Below are 18,285 nucleotides of genomic sequence, written 5' to 3'. Positions count from 1 at the left end.
ATTTATACTATAAAATTAAATTATTTTTATAATTCTTAAAAATTCTATATTTATCTGATTATAGTACTTAGTTATGCATTAGTATCAGTCGCTTTGCATAATAATGACTTTTCTTTAACTTTGCATTATAAATTTCTCGTATATCTTAGTAATCCAAACTTATTGTATACAATAACCTAAAAATAGAATACTCTACAGATTACCTCTAATTGTATTCTATTTTTTATTAACACATAAAAGATAATAAAAATTATAGAAAAAATAAGTTTCCATGAAATATGAAAACCTACTTGTTCTTAAAAAATATTTTAATTATTATTCCTTGGTATAAATCCTTTTATAATTAATGTTGACCAATCACTATTAGGATTTTCAATCCACTCACATTGGATATCAAGAAACTTAAGCCACGCATTAAGTCCATGACTTTTTTTACTGACATTTGGTGACTTTCTTCCGTGTATTTCTTTTATATCTTCTAATAATTTAACTTGTTCATCTTTTCCTAATTCTTTATTAAACAATTGCTTTAATATTTCTAAACTCTCATTATAAGCTACAGCATCACCTATATACAATTCATCCGCATATACTTGTCTTTCCTTATTTAATAAATCACTTATTTCATTAATTTCATCTTTATTTGATAAATATTGTTTAACCCTTCTTAAGGCTTCAATATCATTATCTAATTTGTTTATGGTTTTTTCTAAACTTTCAAATCTCATTTATTCTTCTCGCTTTACATTTTATATTTTAATCATCAATTACTTAATGAAAATTAATTTATTATAACATTAATATTTATATTTTATCTATATAATTTAAATAATCTCTAATAATTTATAATTTCAAATTAATTTTATCATAAAGATTAACTAAGTATTCAACATTCACACTGTTATCAATTAGTTTATCAATTCTATTTCTAGCAATTCCTAATGTATCCCTTGCCTCTCTTAAATCTTTATCCTTTACGCAATTATTTGCATATGTTAATAGATAATCTATTTTTAGAACATCTTCAGCTAAATCTTCCCTATCAGCATTTACTAGTTCCACTAATAAGGAATAAACTTTAGGAGATGTTGTATTTTTAGTATCTTTTAATATATCTGTATTTCTGCTAGTCTTTTTTGTCATAAACTTAAACACCTCATTTCCTCAAAATTATAACATTATTAATTACAATTTACTATTTATATTCAATACACCTTAATAAAACTATTTTTTAACTGATGTATTATTATATTTTGCTCCTATAAAAAAATCATATCCAGATATTTTATAGACTTCTTTATCATAAACTTTATTTTCAACATAAACTATTTCATAAATCAATCATGCGAATAGTCAACCTTACAATTCCATAAGGTTGACAAACTATTTTTATATGCTATATACTGGAAGAAAAATTAGATGGAGTTATAAAAATGTTATTACTTAGACCACATCATATAAATTGCTTATTTTTTTATCAAGGATTAGGATATAGTAAGAATTTTACAATAGGCATGGATAAATTGGTAACTTTAATTAAGGAAAATCCTTATTCTAAAGTTATGTTCATTGTAGGATGTGATATCCTATGTAATAATTGTCCTAATAGACAAGTTAATAATTGCTGCATCACTCAAAATAAAGTTAATGAACTAGATTATAATACTTTACGAGCATACAATATCAAAGAAAATAAATTATATACGTTTCATGAAATTATAGATACTATTTACAAAAATTTTAGTGAATCTAAATTTAATAAAATATGTAGCTCATGTAACTGGTACAAAAAAGGAATATGTACGCAAAGTATAATTAGCTGTCAAATTGAAAAATGGGACTTATAAAGCAAATATCCTATTTATACTTTTCACTACTTCAGCCAGTTTAACATAAAAATATGAAGGGGCTGTTGCAAAACTAACATAGTTAGTTTTGTAGCGGCTCATTTTTTTAGATATAAAAAATGTGAATTCCGAAGAACTCACATTCATTGTATAATTTACTTATGCTAAAAACCAAATTACACAATAAAGATTATACTGAGATTAATGATAATTTTCAACTTATATTACCATTAAATCTAGAAAATTTAATACCATCAGATGATTCAGTCCGCTTGCTAAGCCATGTATTGGAGGGATTAGATTACACGAAGTTGTATAAGGCGTACTCTTCCGTTGGAAGAAAACCGGCAGTGGAACCTAAAATTATGTTCAAAATAATATCATATGCTTATTCTCAAAATATTTATTCAAGCAGGAAAATCGAAAAAGCATGCAAAAGAGATATAAATTTTAAGTGGTTACTTCAATGTTATAAGGCACCGGATCATGCTACAATCAGTAGATTTCGTAAAGACTATATTTCAAATGAGGTAATTGAAGATTTATTTTATCAACAAGTTAATTATTTAGCAAATCAAAATGAAATACTATTTGAAAATGCATTTATTGATGGTACTAAAATCGAAGCGAATGCTAATCGTTATACATTTGTTTGGAAAAAAACTATTTTAAAAAATGAAGAAAAAATGTTTGATAAAATTCTTGTTCTTTTAGAAAATATTAACCTTGGAGAATTAAAAAAATTTACTGTTCAGAAAGAAACATTAATAGATGATATTGATAAAATTCTTCAATGGCTTGAATATGAAAAAAAGAAAAGAAACATAGAGTTTGTTCATGGAATTGGTAAAAGAAAAACCAAAATTCAAAAGTGGACAGAGCAACTATCTGAATATAAAGAGAGAGAAGAAAAATATAATTTGAGTAAAAAAATATTTTCAAAAAGAAATAGTTATTCTAAAACTGATCCAGACGCAACTTTCATGCATATGAAAGATGATCATATGAGAAATAGTCAATTAAAACCTGCATATAATGTGCAAATCGCAGTTGAAAGTGAATACGTAACCGGCGTCGGAATATTTGATGATAGAAATGATATAGCAACATTAATACCTATGCTTAATAATATGAAAGAAAAAATTGGTCGTAAATATCTTAATATAATTGCAGACTCAGGTTATGAAAGCGAAGAAAACTATTTATTCTTAGAATCAAATAAGCAAACTCCTTATATAAAACCACAAACTTATGAGAAGTGGAAAAAAAGAAGTTTTAAAAATGATATAAGTAAGCGCGAAAATATGAAATATGATGCTGAATCGGATTTTTATATTTGTCATAACAATAGAAAATTAATACCTACCTCTATTATTTATAGAAAATCCGCAAGTGGATACAAATCAGAAGTAACTGTGTATGAATGCGAAAACTGTGATAATTGCGATTACAAAGTAAAATGCACAAAAGCAAAAGGAAATAGAAAAATGCAGGTTTCAAAAACTTTTGTGGAAAAGCGTGAAATATCCTATAAAAATATTACAACTGAATTTGGAACTAAATTAAGAATGAATAGATCTATTCAGGTCGAAGGAGCATTTGGAGTTCTAAAAAGTGATTATGAATTCAATAGATTTTTAACACGTGGAAAAAATAGCGTTCAAACTGAATTTATTTTGCTTTGTTTTGGTTATAATATTAACAAATTACATTCAAAAATACAAAATGAAAAAACTCAGAATCATCTTCATGAATTGAAACCTACTGCCTAATTATGGAATAAATTAACTAGGCTTATTTTAGTGTGCTTAAAAATCAGAATTCTTTAAATAATTAATATTGTATTTCAAATATTTGGAGATTTGCTGGCTTAAACCGAAAAGGAGCATCGCTCCTGATTAAAATTTAATCATTTTGCGACACTCTCTTAACTGAAAATATCATAATAATAAATATGATATTTTTTATAGCTCATATTAAATATAATTTATATTATTTAAGACCATCACTTAAATCTTTCACGAAGTTTATTACTGCTTCTTTGCCTTCTGCCATTCTCTTCACTATTGCACTACCTACAATTACCCCATCACAATAGTCTTTAACTTCTTTTACTACTTCTTTTGACGAAATTCCAAAACCGATGCACATTGGTATATCTACGTTCTTTCTAACTTCTTCTAAATATTCATGAGTGCCAGAATCCAAAGTTTTTCTTTCCCCTGTAGTTCCATTTGTAGATACGCAATATACAAAACCTTTTGCCCCTTTTGTTATTGCTGCTATTCTATCTTTTGAAGTTCTAGCCACTAGAGGAATTAAGTATATGCCATTATCTTCACAAATTTTATCAAGATCTCCCCTCTCCTCTAGAGGGACGTCTGGAACTATAAGCCCATCTACACCGCTTTTTGCCGCTATTTTTAGGAAATTTTCTACTCCAGTAAAGTATACAACATTGAAATACACCATTAATACAATCGGAACTTCTGATTTTCCCCTTATTAATTCTACACATCTAAATACGTCTTTTACTTTTGTTCCATTTTGAAGCGCTTTAGTATATGCATTTTGTATTACTGGGCCATCAGCAAGAGGATCTCTAAAAGGCACTCCAATTTCAACTATAGTTGCTCCTTCTTTTTCTAAAGACACTATCAAATCAGCTGTTTCTTCAACCGTGAAATCTGCCCCACATGTTACAAAAGGTATTAAGGCTTTTCTATTTTCTTCTTTTACTTTATTAAATGATAAATCTATCCTATTCATTATTTTTCACCTAGATATGCAAGCACAGCATCCATATCTTTATCTCCTCTCCCTGAAATATTTACAATTATGATTTTATCGCTGCTAAGTGTTTGTGCTAATTTTTTAGCATATGCTACAGCATGAGATGATTCAAGGGCTGGTACTATCCCTTCTATTCTTGTTAAATACATAAATCCATCTCTTACAGCTTCTTCATCTGTTATGCTTTCATATTCAGCTCTATTAGTTTCAGCTAAATATGCATGTTCAGGTCCAACTCCTGGATAATCAAGACCAGCTGATATTGAATATGCTTCAAGCACTCCACCATCATTATCCTGAAGTACATAACTCAACATTCCATGTAAGATTCCTTTTTCCTTCTTTGTAATGGTTGCTGCATGTTCTCCAGTTTCAATACCTTTACCTGCAGCTTCAACTCCAATAAGATTAACTTCCTTGTCGTGAATAAATGGATAAAATATTCCTATTGCATTGCTTCCTCCACCAACTGGAGCTAAGATATAATCCGGTAGCCTTCCTTCAAGCTCTAATATTTGCTTTCTAGCTTCATCACCTATAACTCTTTGGAAATTCCTAACCATAGTTGGATATGGGTGAGGACCAGCAGCTGTTCCTAAAACGTAGTATGTATCTTCTACATTTGAGGCCCAATATCTAATTGCTTCAGTTACTGCATCATTTAATGTTCTTACTCCATTTAATACTGGAACAACTTCAGCACCCAAAAGTTCCATCTTCTTAACATTCATAGCTTGTCTCTTTATGTCTTCTTCTCCCATAAATATCTTACATTCCAAGCCAAACTTTGCTGCTACTGTAGCTGTTGCAACACCATGTTGTCCAGCACCTGTTTCTGCTATAACTTTCTTCTTACCCATTCTTTTAGCTAAGAGTACTTGTCCTAAAGCATTATTAATTTTATGAGCGCCAGTATGATTTAAATCTTCTCTCTTTAAATAAATTTTTGCCCCACCTAAATCTTTTGTCATATTTTCAGCATAATAAAGTGGACTTGGTCTTCCTGTATAATAGTTTAAATAATACATGTACTCATCCATAAATTCTTTATCATCTATCACCTTATTGTAATCATCTTCAAGTTCAATAAGTGCATTCATTACAGTTTCAGGAACATATTGCCCCCCAAATTCGTTAAATCTACCTTTCATTACCTTTCCGCCTTTCTTGATTCAATTAATATTAATTGCTCTCACTTCTTCAATTAAACTTCTCATCTTTTCAAAAGATTTTGTTCTAGTTCCATCTTCATTTGTTATTTCTACCCCTGATGAAACATCAATTCCATAAGGACTTACTTTCACTATTCTTTCAGCTACATTTTCTGGTGTTATACCACCTGCCAAAAAGAAACTGCAGGTATTGTTAGTTAGATTACAATTATTTTCCTTGTTAGAATCTACTTTTAATAATTCGCATATATCTTCTAATGGAAAAGTTTCTCCACTACCTGGTTTATCCCCATCAATAAGGATATTATCAATTGAATCTCTATACTTATGATTTGCATATTTTCTTATATTTTCAGCATCGCTTATTGATAATGCTTTCCATATACTTACTGATTTCTCCACTCTTGCCTTTAACGATGATATAAAGTTTTCATCTTCTTTTCCATGAAGCTGAATAATATTTAAAGGTAGTATGTTAATTACATCTAGAATTTCATCTATAGAATTATCTTTAAATACTCCAACGATTTTTATTTGTTTATCTAAATTATTAGATAACTGTTTAGCTTCTCTTGCTGTTACCTGTCTTTTACTTTTTGTAAAAACAAATCCCATATATTCTGGCTTTAATATATTTAAATATTTAATCTCATTCTTATTAGTTATCCCACAAATTTTAACTTGTATCATATCAAATCCTCACATAATCTAATATTATTTTAGATTTATAAATTAATTATTATTTCTAAATTCTTTATATTTAGCTTTAAATTCAGAATCATTTATTTTTCTCATAAATAATTCTCCAATTAAAACTCCATCTACTCCATATTCCTTAATTACATTCAAATCTTCTATACTCATGATTCCACTTTCAGCTATTATTATCTTATCTTTTGGAATACACCGAATTAATTCTTTAGTTATATCTAACGAAACATTGAAATTTTTTAAATCTCTATTATTAACTCCAATAATTTCGCAATCATATTTAAGTGCTAAATCTAGTTCTGCCTCATTATGAATTTCTACTAATGGTTCTAAATTAAATCTCTTTGCTTCTTTGTAAAATTCCCCTAACCTTTCACCTAAAACACTAGCAATAAGCAAGATTCCATTCGCGCCCAAAACTTTCGACTCATAAATCTGGTAGAAGTCAATTATAAAATCTTTACGCAATATTGGAGTATGCGAAATTTTTCTAATTTCTTTTAAATAATCATCACATCCTAAAAAGAAATCTTCTTCAGTTAGAATCGAAAATACATCTATTCCAATATACGTATAATAGTTTAATATTTCTTTTATATTAAAGTCCTCTACAATAACGCCTTTAGATGGTGATGCCTTTTTAAATTCTCCTATTACTGATAACCCATCTTTTCTTAATGCCTTTATAAAAGGGTTTCTAAAACTTGCTTCTACTTCATTTTCAACTCTACATAATGCTTGTTTTTCTAATTCTTTCATAGGAATTTCTTTTTTTCTCTTCTCTACCCTTATTTTTTTCATTTCAATAATATCATCCAAAATCAAAAACATTGCCCCCTTTATTATTATTTAAACTATCACTTGCAAACTAGAAAGTTCCTCATACTTTTTATAAGCTGCTCTCGAATCAATAAGCTCCGATGCTTTTTTAATACCATCTTCTAGGGAATCAACTAAGTTCGCTACGTATAACGCTGCCCCCGAGTTCAAAACTACAATATCTCTTTTAGGACCTCTTTCCCCCTTAAGAATTTTCATTATTATTTCTGCATTTTCTTTTGCTTCTCCACCCTTAATATCATCTAAAGTAGCTTTCTTAAAACCTAGCTTTTCTGGATCTAGTTTGTAATTTTTAATTTTTCCATCTTTAACTTCACATATACTTGTTGATGTAGTAATCGTAATTTCATCTAACCCATCATCACCATGAACAATCATCGCTCTCTTTAATCCCAGATTTAGCAATACTTCACCAATATCCTCTAGTAAAGCTCCATCATATACTCCCATTAGTTGCCCAGTAATTGGTGCTGGATTTGCTAATGGCCCTAGTAAATTAAAAATTGTTCTTATTCCAAGTTCTTTTCTTTCTTTTGATACATTCTTCATAGCACCATTGTATTTTGGTGCAAATAGAAATGCCATTCCATTTTCCTCAATGATTTTTTTACTTTGAATTTCATCAAAATCAATATTTATTCCAAGTTCGACTAGTACATCTGCACAACCACTTTTACTCGAAACTGCGCGATTCCCATGTTTTGCAACCTTAGCACCACCACTTGCCGCAACTATTGCTACTGCTGTAGATATATTAAAAGTTTTTGAACCATCTCCTCCTGTACCGCAGGTATCAATCAAATGTTCTGTGTTTTCTATTTCAACTTTTACCCCATTATCTCTAATTGCTTTAACTGCGCCCAATATTTGCCTTGGAGTTTCCCCATTTACTCTAAGTCCAACTAAGAAACCTCCAATTTGTGCCGAAGTTGCTTCCCCTTTCATAATCTGATTAATTACACCTCTTACTTCATCTTCAGTTAATTCTTTCCTTAAAGCCAACTTCTTGATTGCATCATTTATGATCATTTTAATGCCCCCTTAAAATTTATAAAATTGCTTATTTCAGCGCTTTCACATTTAATATTACATTCTTTAATATTTAATTTTAATCACCTAATGTGTCCCCACAAATATTAATCACAAAATTTCCAATAATATGTTTACCTTTTGCTGTATATATTGATTCCGGGTGAAATTGAAGTCCAAAAACTTTGTATTCCTTATGCTTAAGTGCCATTATATAGTTGCCTTCAACAGTTAAAGCTAGTACTTCAAGACAGCTCGGAAGTGAACTATTCTCAACTATAAGCGAATGATATCTCATAACCTCTAATTTTCTTGGTATTCCTTCAAATATATCCTTTCCTTTTACTTGAACTTTTGATGTTTTGCCATGAAAAATTTCGCTTGCTCTAATTACTTTTCCTCCATAAGCTTCTGCAATGCTTTGATGTCCAAGACATATACCCAAGATAGGAATCTTATTTCCTAATTCTTTTACAACATCTATCGATATACCTGCATTCTCTGGAATGCCTGGCCCTGGGGATATTACTATACCTTTTGGATTTAGTTCTCTCAACTTCTCTACAGTTATTTCATCATTTCTAAAAACCACTGTTTCTGCAAATTCACTTAAGTATTGATATAAGTTAAATGTAAATGAATCATAATTATCTATTAAAGCAATCATCTTAAAGCCTCCTTTAAAGCCATTAGTTTACTTTGAACTTCTTCAAATTCTTTTTCTGGAACTGAATCATATACTATTCCAGCTCCTGCCTGAAGATAAGCTGTTTTATCTTTTAATATTAACGTCCTTATAGAAATCGCTGTATCCATATTTCCTCCATAAGAAAAATATCCAACGGCCCCTGAATAAATTCCTCTTTTGAAATCTTCAAGATCTTCTATAATCTCCATGGCTCTGATTTTAGGAGCACCAGATACTGTTCCTGCTGGAAGACAGGCTGCTAATGCATCAAATCCATCCAAATCATCTTTTATATCCCCAACAACCTTAGTAGTAATATGCATAACATGCGAAAACCTCTCAATTTTCATAAAGTCGCTCACATTAACTGTTCCTATCTTGCTTACTTTACCTATATCATTTCTTCCTAGATCAACAAGCATAACATGTTCTGCTAGCTCCTTTTTATCTTCAATTAATTCTTTTTCAAGTGCATTATCAATTTCTGGAGTTTCACCTCTTTTTCTAGTTCCAGCTATAGGATTTGTAATAACTTTTCCTCCTCTCACCGATACTAAACTTTCTGGTGATGATCCTATAACTTGATAGCTATCATAATCTATTAGGTACATATACGGTGAAGGGTTCTCTTCTCTAAGCTTTCTATATATCTCAAAATGGCTTTTTTCAGTTTCACAAGTCATTCTCTGTGATAATACAACTTGGAATATATCGCCTGCCAATATATATTCTTTTGCTTTTCTAACTTTTTCTTCAAAATCTTCTTTGGATGTATGAAATCTGAAAGAAACATCTTTCTTTCCTTTCGATGGCTCTGTTACTATCGGCTTATAAAGTAGACTATTTATATATTCATATTGTGATTCGATTATTTCATCATACTCTCGAGCATCGTTTTTTAATATGTTGTCTATAATATAAACTTTATGAGTAAAATGATCGTAGCAAATATATCTGTTATAAAAATTAAATCTTATTATAGGAAGCTTTAAATCATCTTTGTTATTAAAATTAAGTTTTTTCTCATAAAACTGTATGGAATCATATCCCATATATCCTATAGCCCCACCTTTAAATGAAAAAATATTAGTACTATTATCAAACTTTAATCTACTTTCTTTTTTGAGTTCATCTATTTCTTCTTTTCCATCCCCACAAATTTCTTTATAGGGATTTTCTCCCAAAAACGAATACCTGCCGAAATAATTTTCTTTACTTCCACTTTCGAAAATAAATTTTCTTTTACCTTTGAATCCACCAAAAATTTTAATAGGAGTAATTTCATCTCCTCTAAATTCACTTATTAATGAAAATATATATTCATCCTTCTTTTTTTGATTAAAAGTTTCCTTTGAAATATTAATCATGATTCTCCCCCCAATTTTAGTTAAATTATATAAAAAAAGCCACTCCATCCCGAATATTGGGACGAAGTGACTCGTTATGCCACCCAAAATCAAATACAATCTAAACGGTATTTCTCATAGCTACTTTAATCTTTAAATAATAGTCAAATTTAATATGGCGAATAGTAAATACTTTTACTTCTAACTCTATATTTAATAGAATCAAAAGTATTTTATAAGAACAAATAACATATTAAACTTATTAAAAATAAAAAAACATCCCGTCCTAAATAGGACGAAATGTATAAATTTCGCTATGCCACCTAATGTATATATGCTATCAGATACTATTATGAAATTCAGTCAAACACAAAATCCCCATAATTATATCCTGTCATTTTAACGGCTGACTTCCCGTACATTCCTACTCTTAATATTTCAAAATGTCACCTCAAAGACCCATTCAATAATATCTTCAGTACTCGACTCTCACCAAACATCGAACTCTCTTTACACTAAGTTTTATTATCTACTATTCTTATCAAAGGTTTTAATTTATTGAAATTATAATAACATAGTCTTAAGAATAATACAAGCCCTTTTAACATAGATAATTTATCTATAATATTAACTAAAAACATTATAGAAATATATAATTCACAATAAATATTTAAATTGAATATACTACCTTAGTAATTAATTATCCATTACTCTTTCTAAATTATTTATATTTCAATGAAAGGAGTTTTCATATGGAAACAGCATATGATTTATTTAAAAAATTACTTGTAGTTATGGCCGATATAGATAGAATTTTAGATGAAAAATCTAAGATAATTGACTCTAAACGTATAGAAATCTTAGATAAAAAAATAGATTCCTTGGAATTAGAAATGTTTGAATTAAAAAACAAATTAAAAAGCATTAAGCTAAAATAAAATAAGCCTACAGTAATGGTAGGCAGTACATATTTAGTAGCAGTAAATATATATCTACTGCTACTAAATCATGATTAAATATAATACATATCTTCTTTATTGTATTTTTTATAATCATTAACCAAATCCTCTAAAGTTATAGAATTGAAAAAATTAATTATTTTATTATTTATAACATTCCACAAATTTTCGCTCATAAAATTTTCTATTTCATTTTCATCATTCTCTATATCAATTAGAAGTAAATCACCTTCTAGAACATTTAATATATCTCCAATTGTAAATTCTCTAGAACTTTTAGCCAAAAAGTAGCCTCCTTGAGCTCCTTTCTTAGCATTTATAATGCCTCCTTTTCTTAAAGAAGAAAATATTTGTTCCAAATATCTCTCAGATATTCCTTGTCTTTCAGAAATACTTTTTACAGTAACCATCTCTGAAACCGAGAATATACAAATATCAATTAATGCTCTTAATCCATATCTACCTTTTGTTGAAATCTTCATAAAATCACCGTATCTTGCCTTTCTTCTATATTTAATTATATTAAGACACATTTAGAAAATCAACTATTAAAAGTTTTGTTTTACATACGATTTTCTTCAAATCTTTCTTTATAAATATATAAAATACTATCTTTTTCCCATAATTGTAAATACATTTTATTCTTCCTATTATAATTTAACACATTTTATTATTTTGTAAAACTCTTTTATATAGTAGATTGACTTTTAATGCTAGATAATTATATTATAAAGAATAGTGTCTAACATAAAAAGAAATACTTAAATTGATACTTTATTTGTAAATTATGAAAGGTATGAAAATAATGAATTTTAAACAATTAGGTCTTAGTGACGATTTAATCAAAATACTAAATAAATCAGGGATTGCTGATCCCACACCAATACAGAAGCAAAGTATCCCCAAAATAAGAGATGGTAAAGACGTCATTGCAGAAGCAGCTACAGGAACTGGGAAAACCCTTGCATTTTTACTTCCTCTTTTAGAAAATATAAATTCAAAATCTAATGAAATTCAGGCTCTCATATTGACTCCAACTCGAGAGCTTGCAATACAAATAACTAATGAAGCTAACAAACTCAAAGAATTTAATGATATCAATATATTACCTGTTTACGGAGGTAAAGATATTGCTTCGCAGTTAAAAAAACTAAATAATAATATTCACTTAATTATTGCAACTCCAGGCAGACTATTAGATCATCTAGAAAGAAAAACTATCGACTTAAGTAAGTTAAAAACTTTTATCTTAGATGAAGCAGATCAAATGTTACTAATGGGATTTAAAAACGAAGTTGAATCAATTATAAGTAAGATGCCTAGAAAAAAACAACTTCTTTGCTTTTCAGCTACAATTGACTCTTCTGTAAAAAAACTAGCTTATAGATATATGAAAGATCCTATTGAGGTATTCATAAAACAAGATGATATAGCTCTAGATGCTATAGAACAAGATATTGTTGAAACTACTGATAGAAAAAAACGAGATGCTTTATGCAAAGTTCTAGATGAAGATAATCCATTTATGGCTATTATATTTTGTAGAACAAAAAGAAGAGTTGATGAACTTGAAGTAGTCCTGCATACTCGTAAATATAATTGCGAAAAATTACATAGTGACATCCCCCAAAATAAAAGAGAGAGGATAATGAAATCTTTTAGAAATGCAGAAATTCAATACTTAATTGCTACCGATGTTGCCGCAAGAGGATTGGATATAAATGGAATAACACATATTTATAATTACGATATTCCTGAAAGCGTGGAAAGTTATATACATCGTATTGGTAGAACTGGAAGAGCTGGTGAAAGCGGCTATACATGCATGTTTATAGATCCAAAGAACATAAAAGACGTCAACGAAATTGAGGATGCAATTGGATTTAAAATAAGAAGACGAAATGTAGAAATATAAAATTCAGACCACTAGCAGTTTTGAAAATACTAAATCAAAATTTTGTATGAATAAAAGTCCTCTACTAAAAATAATTTTAAACTTAGTAGAGGACATTTTTTAATACCATTCTTAAATATATAATTCAATTCATATTTATCTAAATAAGCCTTTGCATCAATCTATGCTAATTATATATCTGGTGGATCCTAAAATAAGTAAATACAACAATCTGTTATTTATATAAATCTCCTGCTAAATACAATAATTTATCATAATCCTGAATAAAATATTCCTTATTATCTCTTTTCAAAATCCCTTCTAAGCAAAGCTTATTCAATGTTCTACTTAAATGCCTATAACTTGTTCCTAGCAATTCTGCTATTTCAATATAATTTTCTCTAAATACAATTTTTCTAGTATTTGAATTTTCAATTTCAGAGAATGCTATTATATAACTAGCAAGCCTATTTTCAAGTGGATATAATAAGTTTATTGAAGTATTAGTACTGCTATTTGTTAATTTCTCACTCAAATAGCTACATAAATTCACCAAAAACTTACAATCATTTATTAGAATTTTTCTTACAATATCAAATCTAATTCCTATACAGTAAGTGTCCTTAATTGCTTGAACACTGCAATCTGTTGGATTATTTCTCACAAATTCAGCATCTCCAATTATTGTAATCGGACTATAAAATGATATTAATAATGATTTACCATTTTCTAGATGCTTAGATACTTTAGCTTTTCCCTCAACTAAAAAATACATATTTTCTAAAATCTCTTCTTCCCTACAGATATATTCATTTTTATTAAACATATATAGTTCCATATATCTTCCCATATCTTCTGAAAATAGGTTTTCTAATTTATTTTTATTTATATATTCTGAAATCCTAATATTATCTTCTATCTTTATCAATGAAGTCAACTCCTAATAAATATTGAATAAAAAAATTAATTTTAAACATGACATTTGTCCTATATAAATCTCATTATAGTAATTTACAATATAAAGAGCAACTTTCCTATCAAAATAACTCTTAAAACCATTTATAAACAAAATAATAAATTTATTTAAGGAGATAGCACTTATGTATAATATTTTATCATTACTAATAGGCGTACTTATAACTATTATGATTGCTTTCAACGCTAAATTATCTGACGGACTTGGCAACTATTCTTCTTTAATTGTAATTCACTTTGTAGGATTAATAATTGTTATAGGAATAGTTATCTTTAAAAAGATTAAAATTACTTTTAAGAATAATTTACCATTATATCTTTATATTGCTGGGGCTATTAGTGTTTTCACCGTTATGTTTAATAACTTAAGCTATGCAGCTCTTGGAGTTTCTCTTCCTGTTGCATTAGGACTTCTAGGCCAACTATTAACTTCATTAGCTTTTGATCACTATGGATTCTTAGATGTGCCAAAGTCTAATTTTAATAAGAAAAAATTTATAGGCCTCTTAGTTATAACAGCTGGAATCTTTATCATGTCATTTTTTTAAAAGAAAGGAGCAATTATTAATATGTTTTTTGTTTTAATTTCGATAGCAGCTGGCGCTATTGTAGTAATTTCAAGAATTCTAAATACTAGACTTTCTGAGAAGGTAGGGTTAGTACAATCAAGCTTTTTTAATTATATTACTGGTTTAGTTGCATCAATATTATTATTTATTATTATAAAAGATAAATTTTTACTTGAACAATTTCGCACTCTTCCACTTTATGCTTATTTAGGTGGTCTATTAGGAGTAATTGTTGTCATCTTATCTAGTGTTATAACGCCAAAGATGACCTCATTTTATGCCACTTTATTAATATTTATTGGACAACTTTTTACTGGAATCATTTTGGATTGTGTGATACAAAATACTATTCCATTAGCCAAAATCATCGGGGGACTTTTAGTTGTCTTAGGTTTAGCGTACAATTTGCATATAGATGCATCTACACAAGAACTTACAGAATTAGATGAAAATATTATATAGGCTAATCTACAAATATGTAATTATAAAAAGAGGTAACATACAAAAACAAAGTGTTACCTCAAAATCCACATATTATATTTTACAGTGTTTATCCTATAAATACATATTTAATCCATTTAATTTAAGCCATTCATGTTTTTCTTTATAATCCGGCATTATTTCATGAACTCTATTCCAGAAATCCTTTGAATGATTCCTGTGGTCCATATGGCACATTTCGTGTACAACAATATAATCCAAAACATCAGGTCTTGCCATACTACATCTCCAATTAAATAGAATAACATTTTTCCATGTGCAGCTTGCCCATCTTCTTTTTTGTTCCTTAACTCTTATACCTGTAACCTTGTCTCTAAAATTCTTTGAATAATAACCTATTCTTTGTGTAACAATCTCCAAAGTTTCTTTTCTATACCACTTTTCAAATGCTGCCCTTAATTTTTCTATTTCCATTGTATTTGTGTGTATTATAAAACATTTCTCCTCATTACTGATATCTATATCTCCTAATAGCTCTTTACCATTTCTATATACATTATTAAAATTTCCACTAAGTTGAATAGATATGTTCTTTATTTTTTCATCAAAAATTAATTTAAAAGAATACTCTTTTCCTAAATATATAAATGTGCTTTCTGGTGTAAAATCTCTCTTAGTCTTTTTTGAATTTCTTTGAATCATTTCTTTCTGCTTTTCAAAAATCCAATCTGACCTTTTTCTCACAACTAACATAATATAATCTTTGCTAGTTTTTAAAGGAGCACTAACAACAACTTTTCCACTTTCTTCAATTTTAATACATATAGTTTTTCTTTTCCTACGAATTAACTCAAATTCTATAATCTTCTTTTCAAACTCCAATTTATATTTCATTTTATCTCCAAATTATTAAATTTGCATTATAATTATTAAAATGAGTAATTACCTAAATGCAAATTTACTATAGTAACTTATTTATGCATCAAATTCAATATGCATTTCCTCATCAGCTCTATCCCATGTGACCAAATAGCCTTGACCATGCGAACAAAATACTGATGTTGACGTATATTCAATATCAGCGTTTTTATTGTATGCTTTAGTTTCTATTACTTCTTCACTATTATGGCATAAATCATATCCATCATATATTAAGTTTATGCTGCCTTTCCCTCTTGTAAAAGCTATAACTTCCATACTGTAATCCATAAATGTTGATACTGGTCCCCTCCCATTTATTATCACTTTATTTTCTAGCATTTCTATAGGTTCAAAAGTTCCACTTAGTTTTTGAATATCTGCTAAAATTCTTCCAACATGTTCATTAGAGGCTCCTATTACAAATTTATAATATGGTTCCAATAGTATATTATAAGCTTTCTCTAATCCTTGCCTTAATGCCCTAAATGTTGCCTCCCTAAAATCTCCCCCACAAGTATGCTTATTATGTGCTCTTCCAGTTAATAGTGTTAACTTTATATCTGTTATAGACGATCCTGTTAATATACCATGATGCTCTCTCTCAAAAATATGCGTTCTAATTAAATTCTGATTTCCTTGAGTCAAATCATCGTCATGACATTTATTTTCAAAAACAATTCCACTATTCCTTGGCAATGGTTCAAGTTTAAGATGCACTTCTGCGTAGTGTCTTAATGGTTCAAAGTGTCCACGACCTATAGATGCTTCTGCTATAGTCTCCTTATAAATAATTTGACACTTACCGAAATCAACTATTAAACTAAACCTTTCTTTAACTAACTCCTTCAATACCTCTAGCTGAATTTTCCCCATTACATGTACATCGATTTCTTGAAAAATTTCATTCCATGTAACATTTAGTGATGGGTCTTCTGATTCTAGCACCTTGAAATACCTTAAAACTTCACGAGCATTGCAATTTTTATCAAAAATCACTTTAGAAATTAAGGTTGGAGTCATTTCGTATTGTGTTTTTTCTTTTAGATCCCCAATACCATCTCCTGCTACTGCCTTTGAAATACCTGTCACAGCAAATAAATCTCCAGCTTCTACAACATCTACTGCTTTAAATTTTTTCCCATTATATATTCTTATACTGCTTATTTTTTCAGTAATTTCGTTAGAATTATTTTGTACATGATCTAATTCTTTTACGAATTGACCACCATAGCTTACTTCCTCTCTAACCTTTAACTTTCCTTTTAAAGCTTTAATAAAAGTTACACGATTTCCATTTTCATCATGACGAATTTTATATACACGCCCAGAAAATTTTTCATTACTTTTATACTCTGTATATGTTAATTTATCAATAATATTTAGAAATTCTATTATTCCATCATCTTGAAGTGCAGATCCCCCAAAACATGGAAATACTTTGTTTTCTTTTATGAGTGATATAAACGTTTTTATCCAAAGATCATAATCATAGTTTCCTTCAATATATTTTTCTAAAAGTCCATCATTATGCTCACTTATAAATTCTATTAAATACTCATTTAAATTGAACTCATCAAATTTGTTTATATCATCTATTTCTTTTTTGCTGTCATAAATAAAATTATTATCTATATAACACGCATCACTCGATAAATCTCTTTTTATTTCTCTTATAACTCTATCTTTATCTGCTCCAGTTCTGTCTAATTTATTAATGAAAAATATAGTCGGAATCTTATATTTTCTTAATAAATTCCACACTGTCTTTGTATGCCCCTGTACTCCTTCAACTCCGCTTATAATGATTATCGCATAATCCATAATTTCTATAGACCTTTCCATCTCTGTGCTAAAATCAATATGTCCTGGAGTGTCAATTAAGTAATACGTAGAACCATTCAGTTCAAAAGTCCCTTGATCAGAAAATACAGTTATTCCTCTTTCTTTTTCTATATTATGACTATCTAAAAATGAGTCTTTATGATCTACTCGTCCTCTATTTGTTATACTTTTAGTATGATAAAGTACTTGTTCTGAAAATGTAGTCTTCCCTGCATCAACATGTGCTAAAATCCCTATTGTCTTTTTCATCAAATCATC

Annotated in this window: 19 protein-coding genes; 6 read left to right on the top strand and 13 right to left on the bottom strand. The window is 28.6% G+C overall.

Translation table 11 applies throughout. The features are described from left to right. Positions 1–308 precede the first annotated feature (308 nt). Both F3K33_RS08700 and F3K33_RS08695 read right to left on the bottom strand, forming a co-directional pair. On the bottom strand, positions 309–728 hold the full coding sequence (locus F3K33_RS08700; protein ID WP_011969082.1) for a hypothetical protein: 420 nt from the start codon (positions 726–728) through the stop codon (positions 309–311). A 115-nt stretch (positions 729–843) separates the two neighbouring features. Next, entirely contained in the window at positions 844–1,143 is a 300-nt protein-coding gene (locus tag F3K33_RS08695) for a hypothetical protein (RefSeq protein WP_039771999.1), read from the bottom strand. Positions 1,144–1,433: 290 nt separating this feature from the next. Between F3K33_RS08695 and F3K33_RS08690 the strand changes: the two genes are divergently transcribed. Together F3K33_RS08690 and F3K33_RS08685 are read left to right on the top strand one after the other, a co-directional pair. Beyond that, positions 1,434–1,847, top strand: a complete 414-nt coding sequence (locus F3K33_RS08690) for a DUF1284 domain-containing protein (RefSeq protein WP_039772001.1) — start codon at positions 1,434–1,436, stop codon at positions 1,845–1,847. Positions 1,848–2,008: 161 nt separating this feature from the next. After that, complete coding sequence (locus F3K33_RS08685) at positions 2,009–3,619, top strand: IS1182 family transposase (RefSeq protein ID WP_031276413.1); 1,611 nt, start codon at positions 2,009–2,011, stop codon at positions 3,617–3,619. A gap of 220 nt (positions 3,620–3,839) precedes the next feature. On the opposite strand, the gene trpA is transcribed toward F3K33_RS08685, so the two are convergent. The 7 genes from trpA to trpE all read right to left on the bottom strand — a co-directional run bounded on the left by trpA (position 3,840) and on the right by trpE (position 10,447). Next, entirely contained in the window at positions 3,840–4,616 is a 777-nt protein-coding gene (gene trpA, locus F3K33_RS08680) for a tryptophan synthase subunit alpha (RefSeq protein WP_039770482.1), read from the bottom strand. Further along, a complete protein-coding gene (gene trpB / locus F3K33_RS08675; protein WP_039770485.1) occupies positions 4,616–5,791 on the bottom strand; it encodes a tryptophan synthase subunit beta in 1,176 nt (391 codons plus the stop codon). Before trpB ends, trpA begins: the two co-directional genes overlap by 1 nt. A 21-nt stretch (positions 5,792–5,812) precedes the next feature. Continuing rightward, positions 5,813–6,502 (bottom strand): phosphoribosylanthranilate isomerase, encoded by a 690-nt coding sequence (locus F3K33_RS08670; RefSeq protein WP_039770487.1) that lies wholly within the window; start codon positions 6,500–6,502, stop codon positions 5,813–5,815. Between the two features lie 42 nt (positions 6,503–6,544). Beyond that, on the bottom strand, positions 6,545–7,348 hold the full coding sequence (gene trpC / locus F3K33_RS08665; protein ID WP_039770489.1) for an indole-3-glycerol phosphate synthase TrpC: 804 nt from the start codon (positions 7,346–7,348) through the stop codon (positions 6,545–6,547). A gap of 24 nt (positions 7,349–7,372) precedes the next feature. Beyond that, positions 7,373–8,389 (bottom strand): anthranilate phosphoribosyltransferase, encoded by a 1,017-nt coding sequence (gene trpD / locus F3K33_RS08660; RefSeq protein WP_039770623.1) that lies wholly within the window; start codon positions 8,387–8,389, stop codon positions 7,373–7,375. An 82-nt stretch (positions 8,390–8,471) separates the two neighbouring features. Continuing rightward, complete coding sequence (locus F3K33_RS08655) at positions 8,472–9,059, bottom strand: anthranilate synthase component II (protein WP_039770491.1); 588 nt, start codon at positions 9,057–9,059, stop codon at positions 8,472–8,474. Then, positions 9,056–10,447 (bottom strand): anthranilate synthase component I, encoded by a 1,392-nt coding sequence (gene trpE, locus F3K33_RS08650; RefSeq protein WP_039770493.1) that lies wholly within the window; start codon positions 10,445–10,447, stop codon positions 9,056–9,058. Before trpE ends, F3K33_RS08655 begins: the two co-directional genes overlap by 4 nt. Before the next feature lie 731 nt (positions 10,448–11,178). On the opposite strand from trpE, the gene F3K33_RS08645 reads away from it, so the two are divergent. Beyond that, the gene (locus F3K33_RS08645) at positions 11,179–11,364 is read left to right on the top strand and encodes a hypothetical protein (RefSeq protein ID WP_023974682.1); all 186 of its coding nucleotides are present in this window, start codon (positions 11,179–11,181) and stop codon (positions 11,362–11,364) included. Between the two features lie 74 nt (positions 11,365–11,438). On the opposite strand, the gene F3K33_RS08640 is transcribed toward F3K33_RS08645, so the two are convergent. Beyond that, entirely contained in the window at positions 11,439–11,867 is a 429-nt protein-coding gene (locus F3K33_RS08640) for an RrF2 family transcriptional regulator (protein WP_011969072.1), read from the bottom strand. Between the two features lie 323 nt (positions 11,868–12,190). On the opposite strand from F3K33_RS08640, the gene F3K33_RS08635 reads away from it, so the two are divergent. After that, complete coding sequence (locus F3K33_RS08635) at positions 12,191–13,300, top strand: DEAD/DEAH box helicase (RefSeq protein WP_039770495.1); 1,110 nt, start codon at positions 12,191–12,193, stop codon at positions 13,298–13,300. 214 nt (positions 13,301–13,514) lie between these two features. Here F3K33_RS08635 and F3K33_RS08630 read toward each other — a convergent pair whose 3' ends face one another. After that, the gene (locus F3K33_RS08630) at positions 13,515–14,207 is read right to left on the bottom strand and encodes a cyclic nucleotide-binding domain-containing protein (protein WP_039770497.1); all 693 of its coding nucleotides are present in this window, start codon (positions 14,205–14,207) and stop codon (positions 13,515–13,517) included. A 172-nt stretch (positions 14,208–14,379) separates the two neighbouring features. On the opposite strand from F3K33_RS08630, the gene F3K33_RS08625 reads away from it, so the two are divergent. Next, positions 14,380–14,802 (top strand): DMT family transporter, encoded by a 423-nt coding sequence (locus F3K33_RS08625; RefSeq protein WP_011969069.1) that lies wholly within the window; start codon positions 14,380–14,382, stop codon positions 14,800–14,802. Between the two features lie 21 nt (positions 14,803–14,823). After that, a complete protein-coding gene (locus F3K33_RS08620; RefSeq protein ID WP_011969068.1) occupies positions 14,824–15,285 on the top strand; it encodes a DMT family transporter in 462 nt (153 codons plus the stop codon). A gap of 93 nt (positions 15,286–15,378) precedes the next feature. On the opposite strand, the gene F3K33_RS08615 is transcribed toward F3K33_RS08620, so the two are convergent. Together F3K33_RS08615 and F3K33_RS08610 are read right to left on the bottom strand one after the other, a co-directional pair. Next, the gene (locus F3K33_RS08615; RefSeq protein ID WP_039770499.1) at positions 15,379–16,158 is read right to left on the bottom strand and encodes a M48 family metallopeptidase; all 780 of its coding nucleotides are present in this window, start codon (positions 16,156–16,158) and stop codon (positions 15,379–15,381) included. Positions 16,159–16,239: 81 nt separating this feature from the next. Further along, complete coding sequence (locus tag F3K33_RS08610; RefSeq protein WP_039770500.1) at positions 16,240–18,276, bottom strand: GTP-binding protein; 2,037 nt, start codon at positions 18,274–18,276, stop codon at positions 16,240–16,242. Positions 18,277–18,285: the final 9 nt, after the last annotated feature.

Origin of the sequence: Clostridium beijerinckii (genome assembly GCF_008705175.1) — a bacterium.
Lineage (GTDB): Bacteria > Bacillota > Clostridia > Clostridiales > Clostridiaceae > Clostridium > Clostridium beijerinckii.
Note: the sequence above shows the minus strand (reverse complement) of the source record. Positions and strands in the feature narration are given on the sequence as shown.

Excerpts from the sequence above, each read along its gene's own strand:
- F3K33_RS08700 (WP_011969082.1), bottom strand. The coding sequence starts at position 728 with ATGAGATTTGAAAGTTTAGAAAAAACCATAAACAAATTAGATAATGAT.
- F3K33_RS08695 (WP_039771999.1), bottom strand. The coding sequence starts at position 1,143 with ATGACAAAAAAGACTAGCAGAAATACAGATATATTAAAAGATACTAAA.
- F3K33_RS08690 (WP_039772001.1), top strand. The coding sequence starts at position 1,434 with ATGTTATTACTTAGACCACATCATATAAATTGCTTATTTTTTTATCAA.
- F3K33_RS08685 (WP_031276413.1), top strand. The coding sequence starts at position 2,009 with ATGCTAAAAACCAAATTACACAATAAAGATTATACTGAGATTAATGAT.
- trpA (WP_039770482.1), bottom strand. The coding sequence starts at position 4,616 with ATGAATAGGATAGATTTATCATTTAATAAAGTAAAAGAAGAAAATAGA.
- trpB (WP_039770485.1), bottom strand. The coding sequence starts at position 5,791 with ATGAAAGGTAGATTTAACGAATTTGGGGGGCAATATGTTCCTGAAACT.
- F3K33_RS08670 (WP_039770487.1), bottom strand. The coding sequence starts at position 6,502 with ATGATACAAGTTAAAATTTGTGGGATAACTAATAAGAATGAGATTAAA.
- F3K33_RS08655 (WP_039770491.1), bottom strand. The coding sequence starts at position 9,059 with ATGATTGCTTTAATAGATAATTATGATTCATTTACATTTAACTTATAT.
- trpE (WP_039770493.1), bottom strand. The coding sequence starts at position 10,447 with ATGATTAATATTTCAAAGGAAACTTTTAATCAAAAAAAGAAGGATGAA.
- F3K33_RS08645 (WP_023974682.1), top strand. The coding sequence starts at position 11,179 with ATGGAAACAGCATATGATTTATTTAAAAAATTACTTGTAGTTATGGCC.
- F3K33_RS08640 (WP_011969072.1), bottom strand. The coding sequence starts at position 11,867 with ATGAAGATTTCAACAAAAGGTAGATATGGATTAAGAGCATTAATTGAT.
- F3K33_RS08635 (WP_039770495.1), top strand. The coding sequence starts at position 12,191 with ATGAATTTTAAACAATTAGGTCTTAGTGACGATTTAATCAAAATACTA.
- F3K33_RS08625 (WP_011969069.1), top strand. The coding sequence starts at position 14,380 with ATGTATAATATTTTATCATTACTAATAGGCGTACTTATAACTATTATG.
- F3K33_RS08620 (WP_011969068.1), top strand. The coding sequence starts at position 14,824 with ATGTTTTTTGTTTTAATTTCGATAGCAGCTGGCGCTATTGTAGTAATT.
- F3K33_RS08615 (WP_039770499.1), bottom strand. The coding sequence starts at position 16,158 with ATGAAATATAAATTGGAGTTTGAAAAGAAGATTATAGAATTTGAGTTA.
- F3K33_RS08610 (WP_039770500.1), bottom strand. The coding sequence starts at position 18,276 with ATGAAAAAGACAATAGGGATTTTAGCACATGTTGATGCAGGGAAGACT.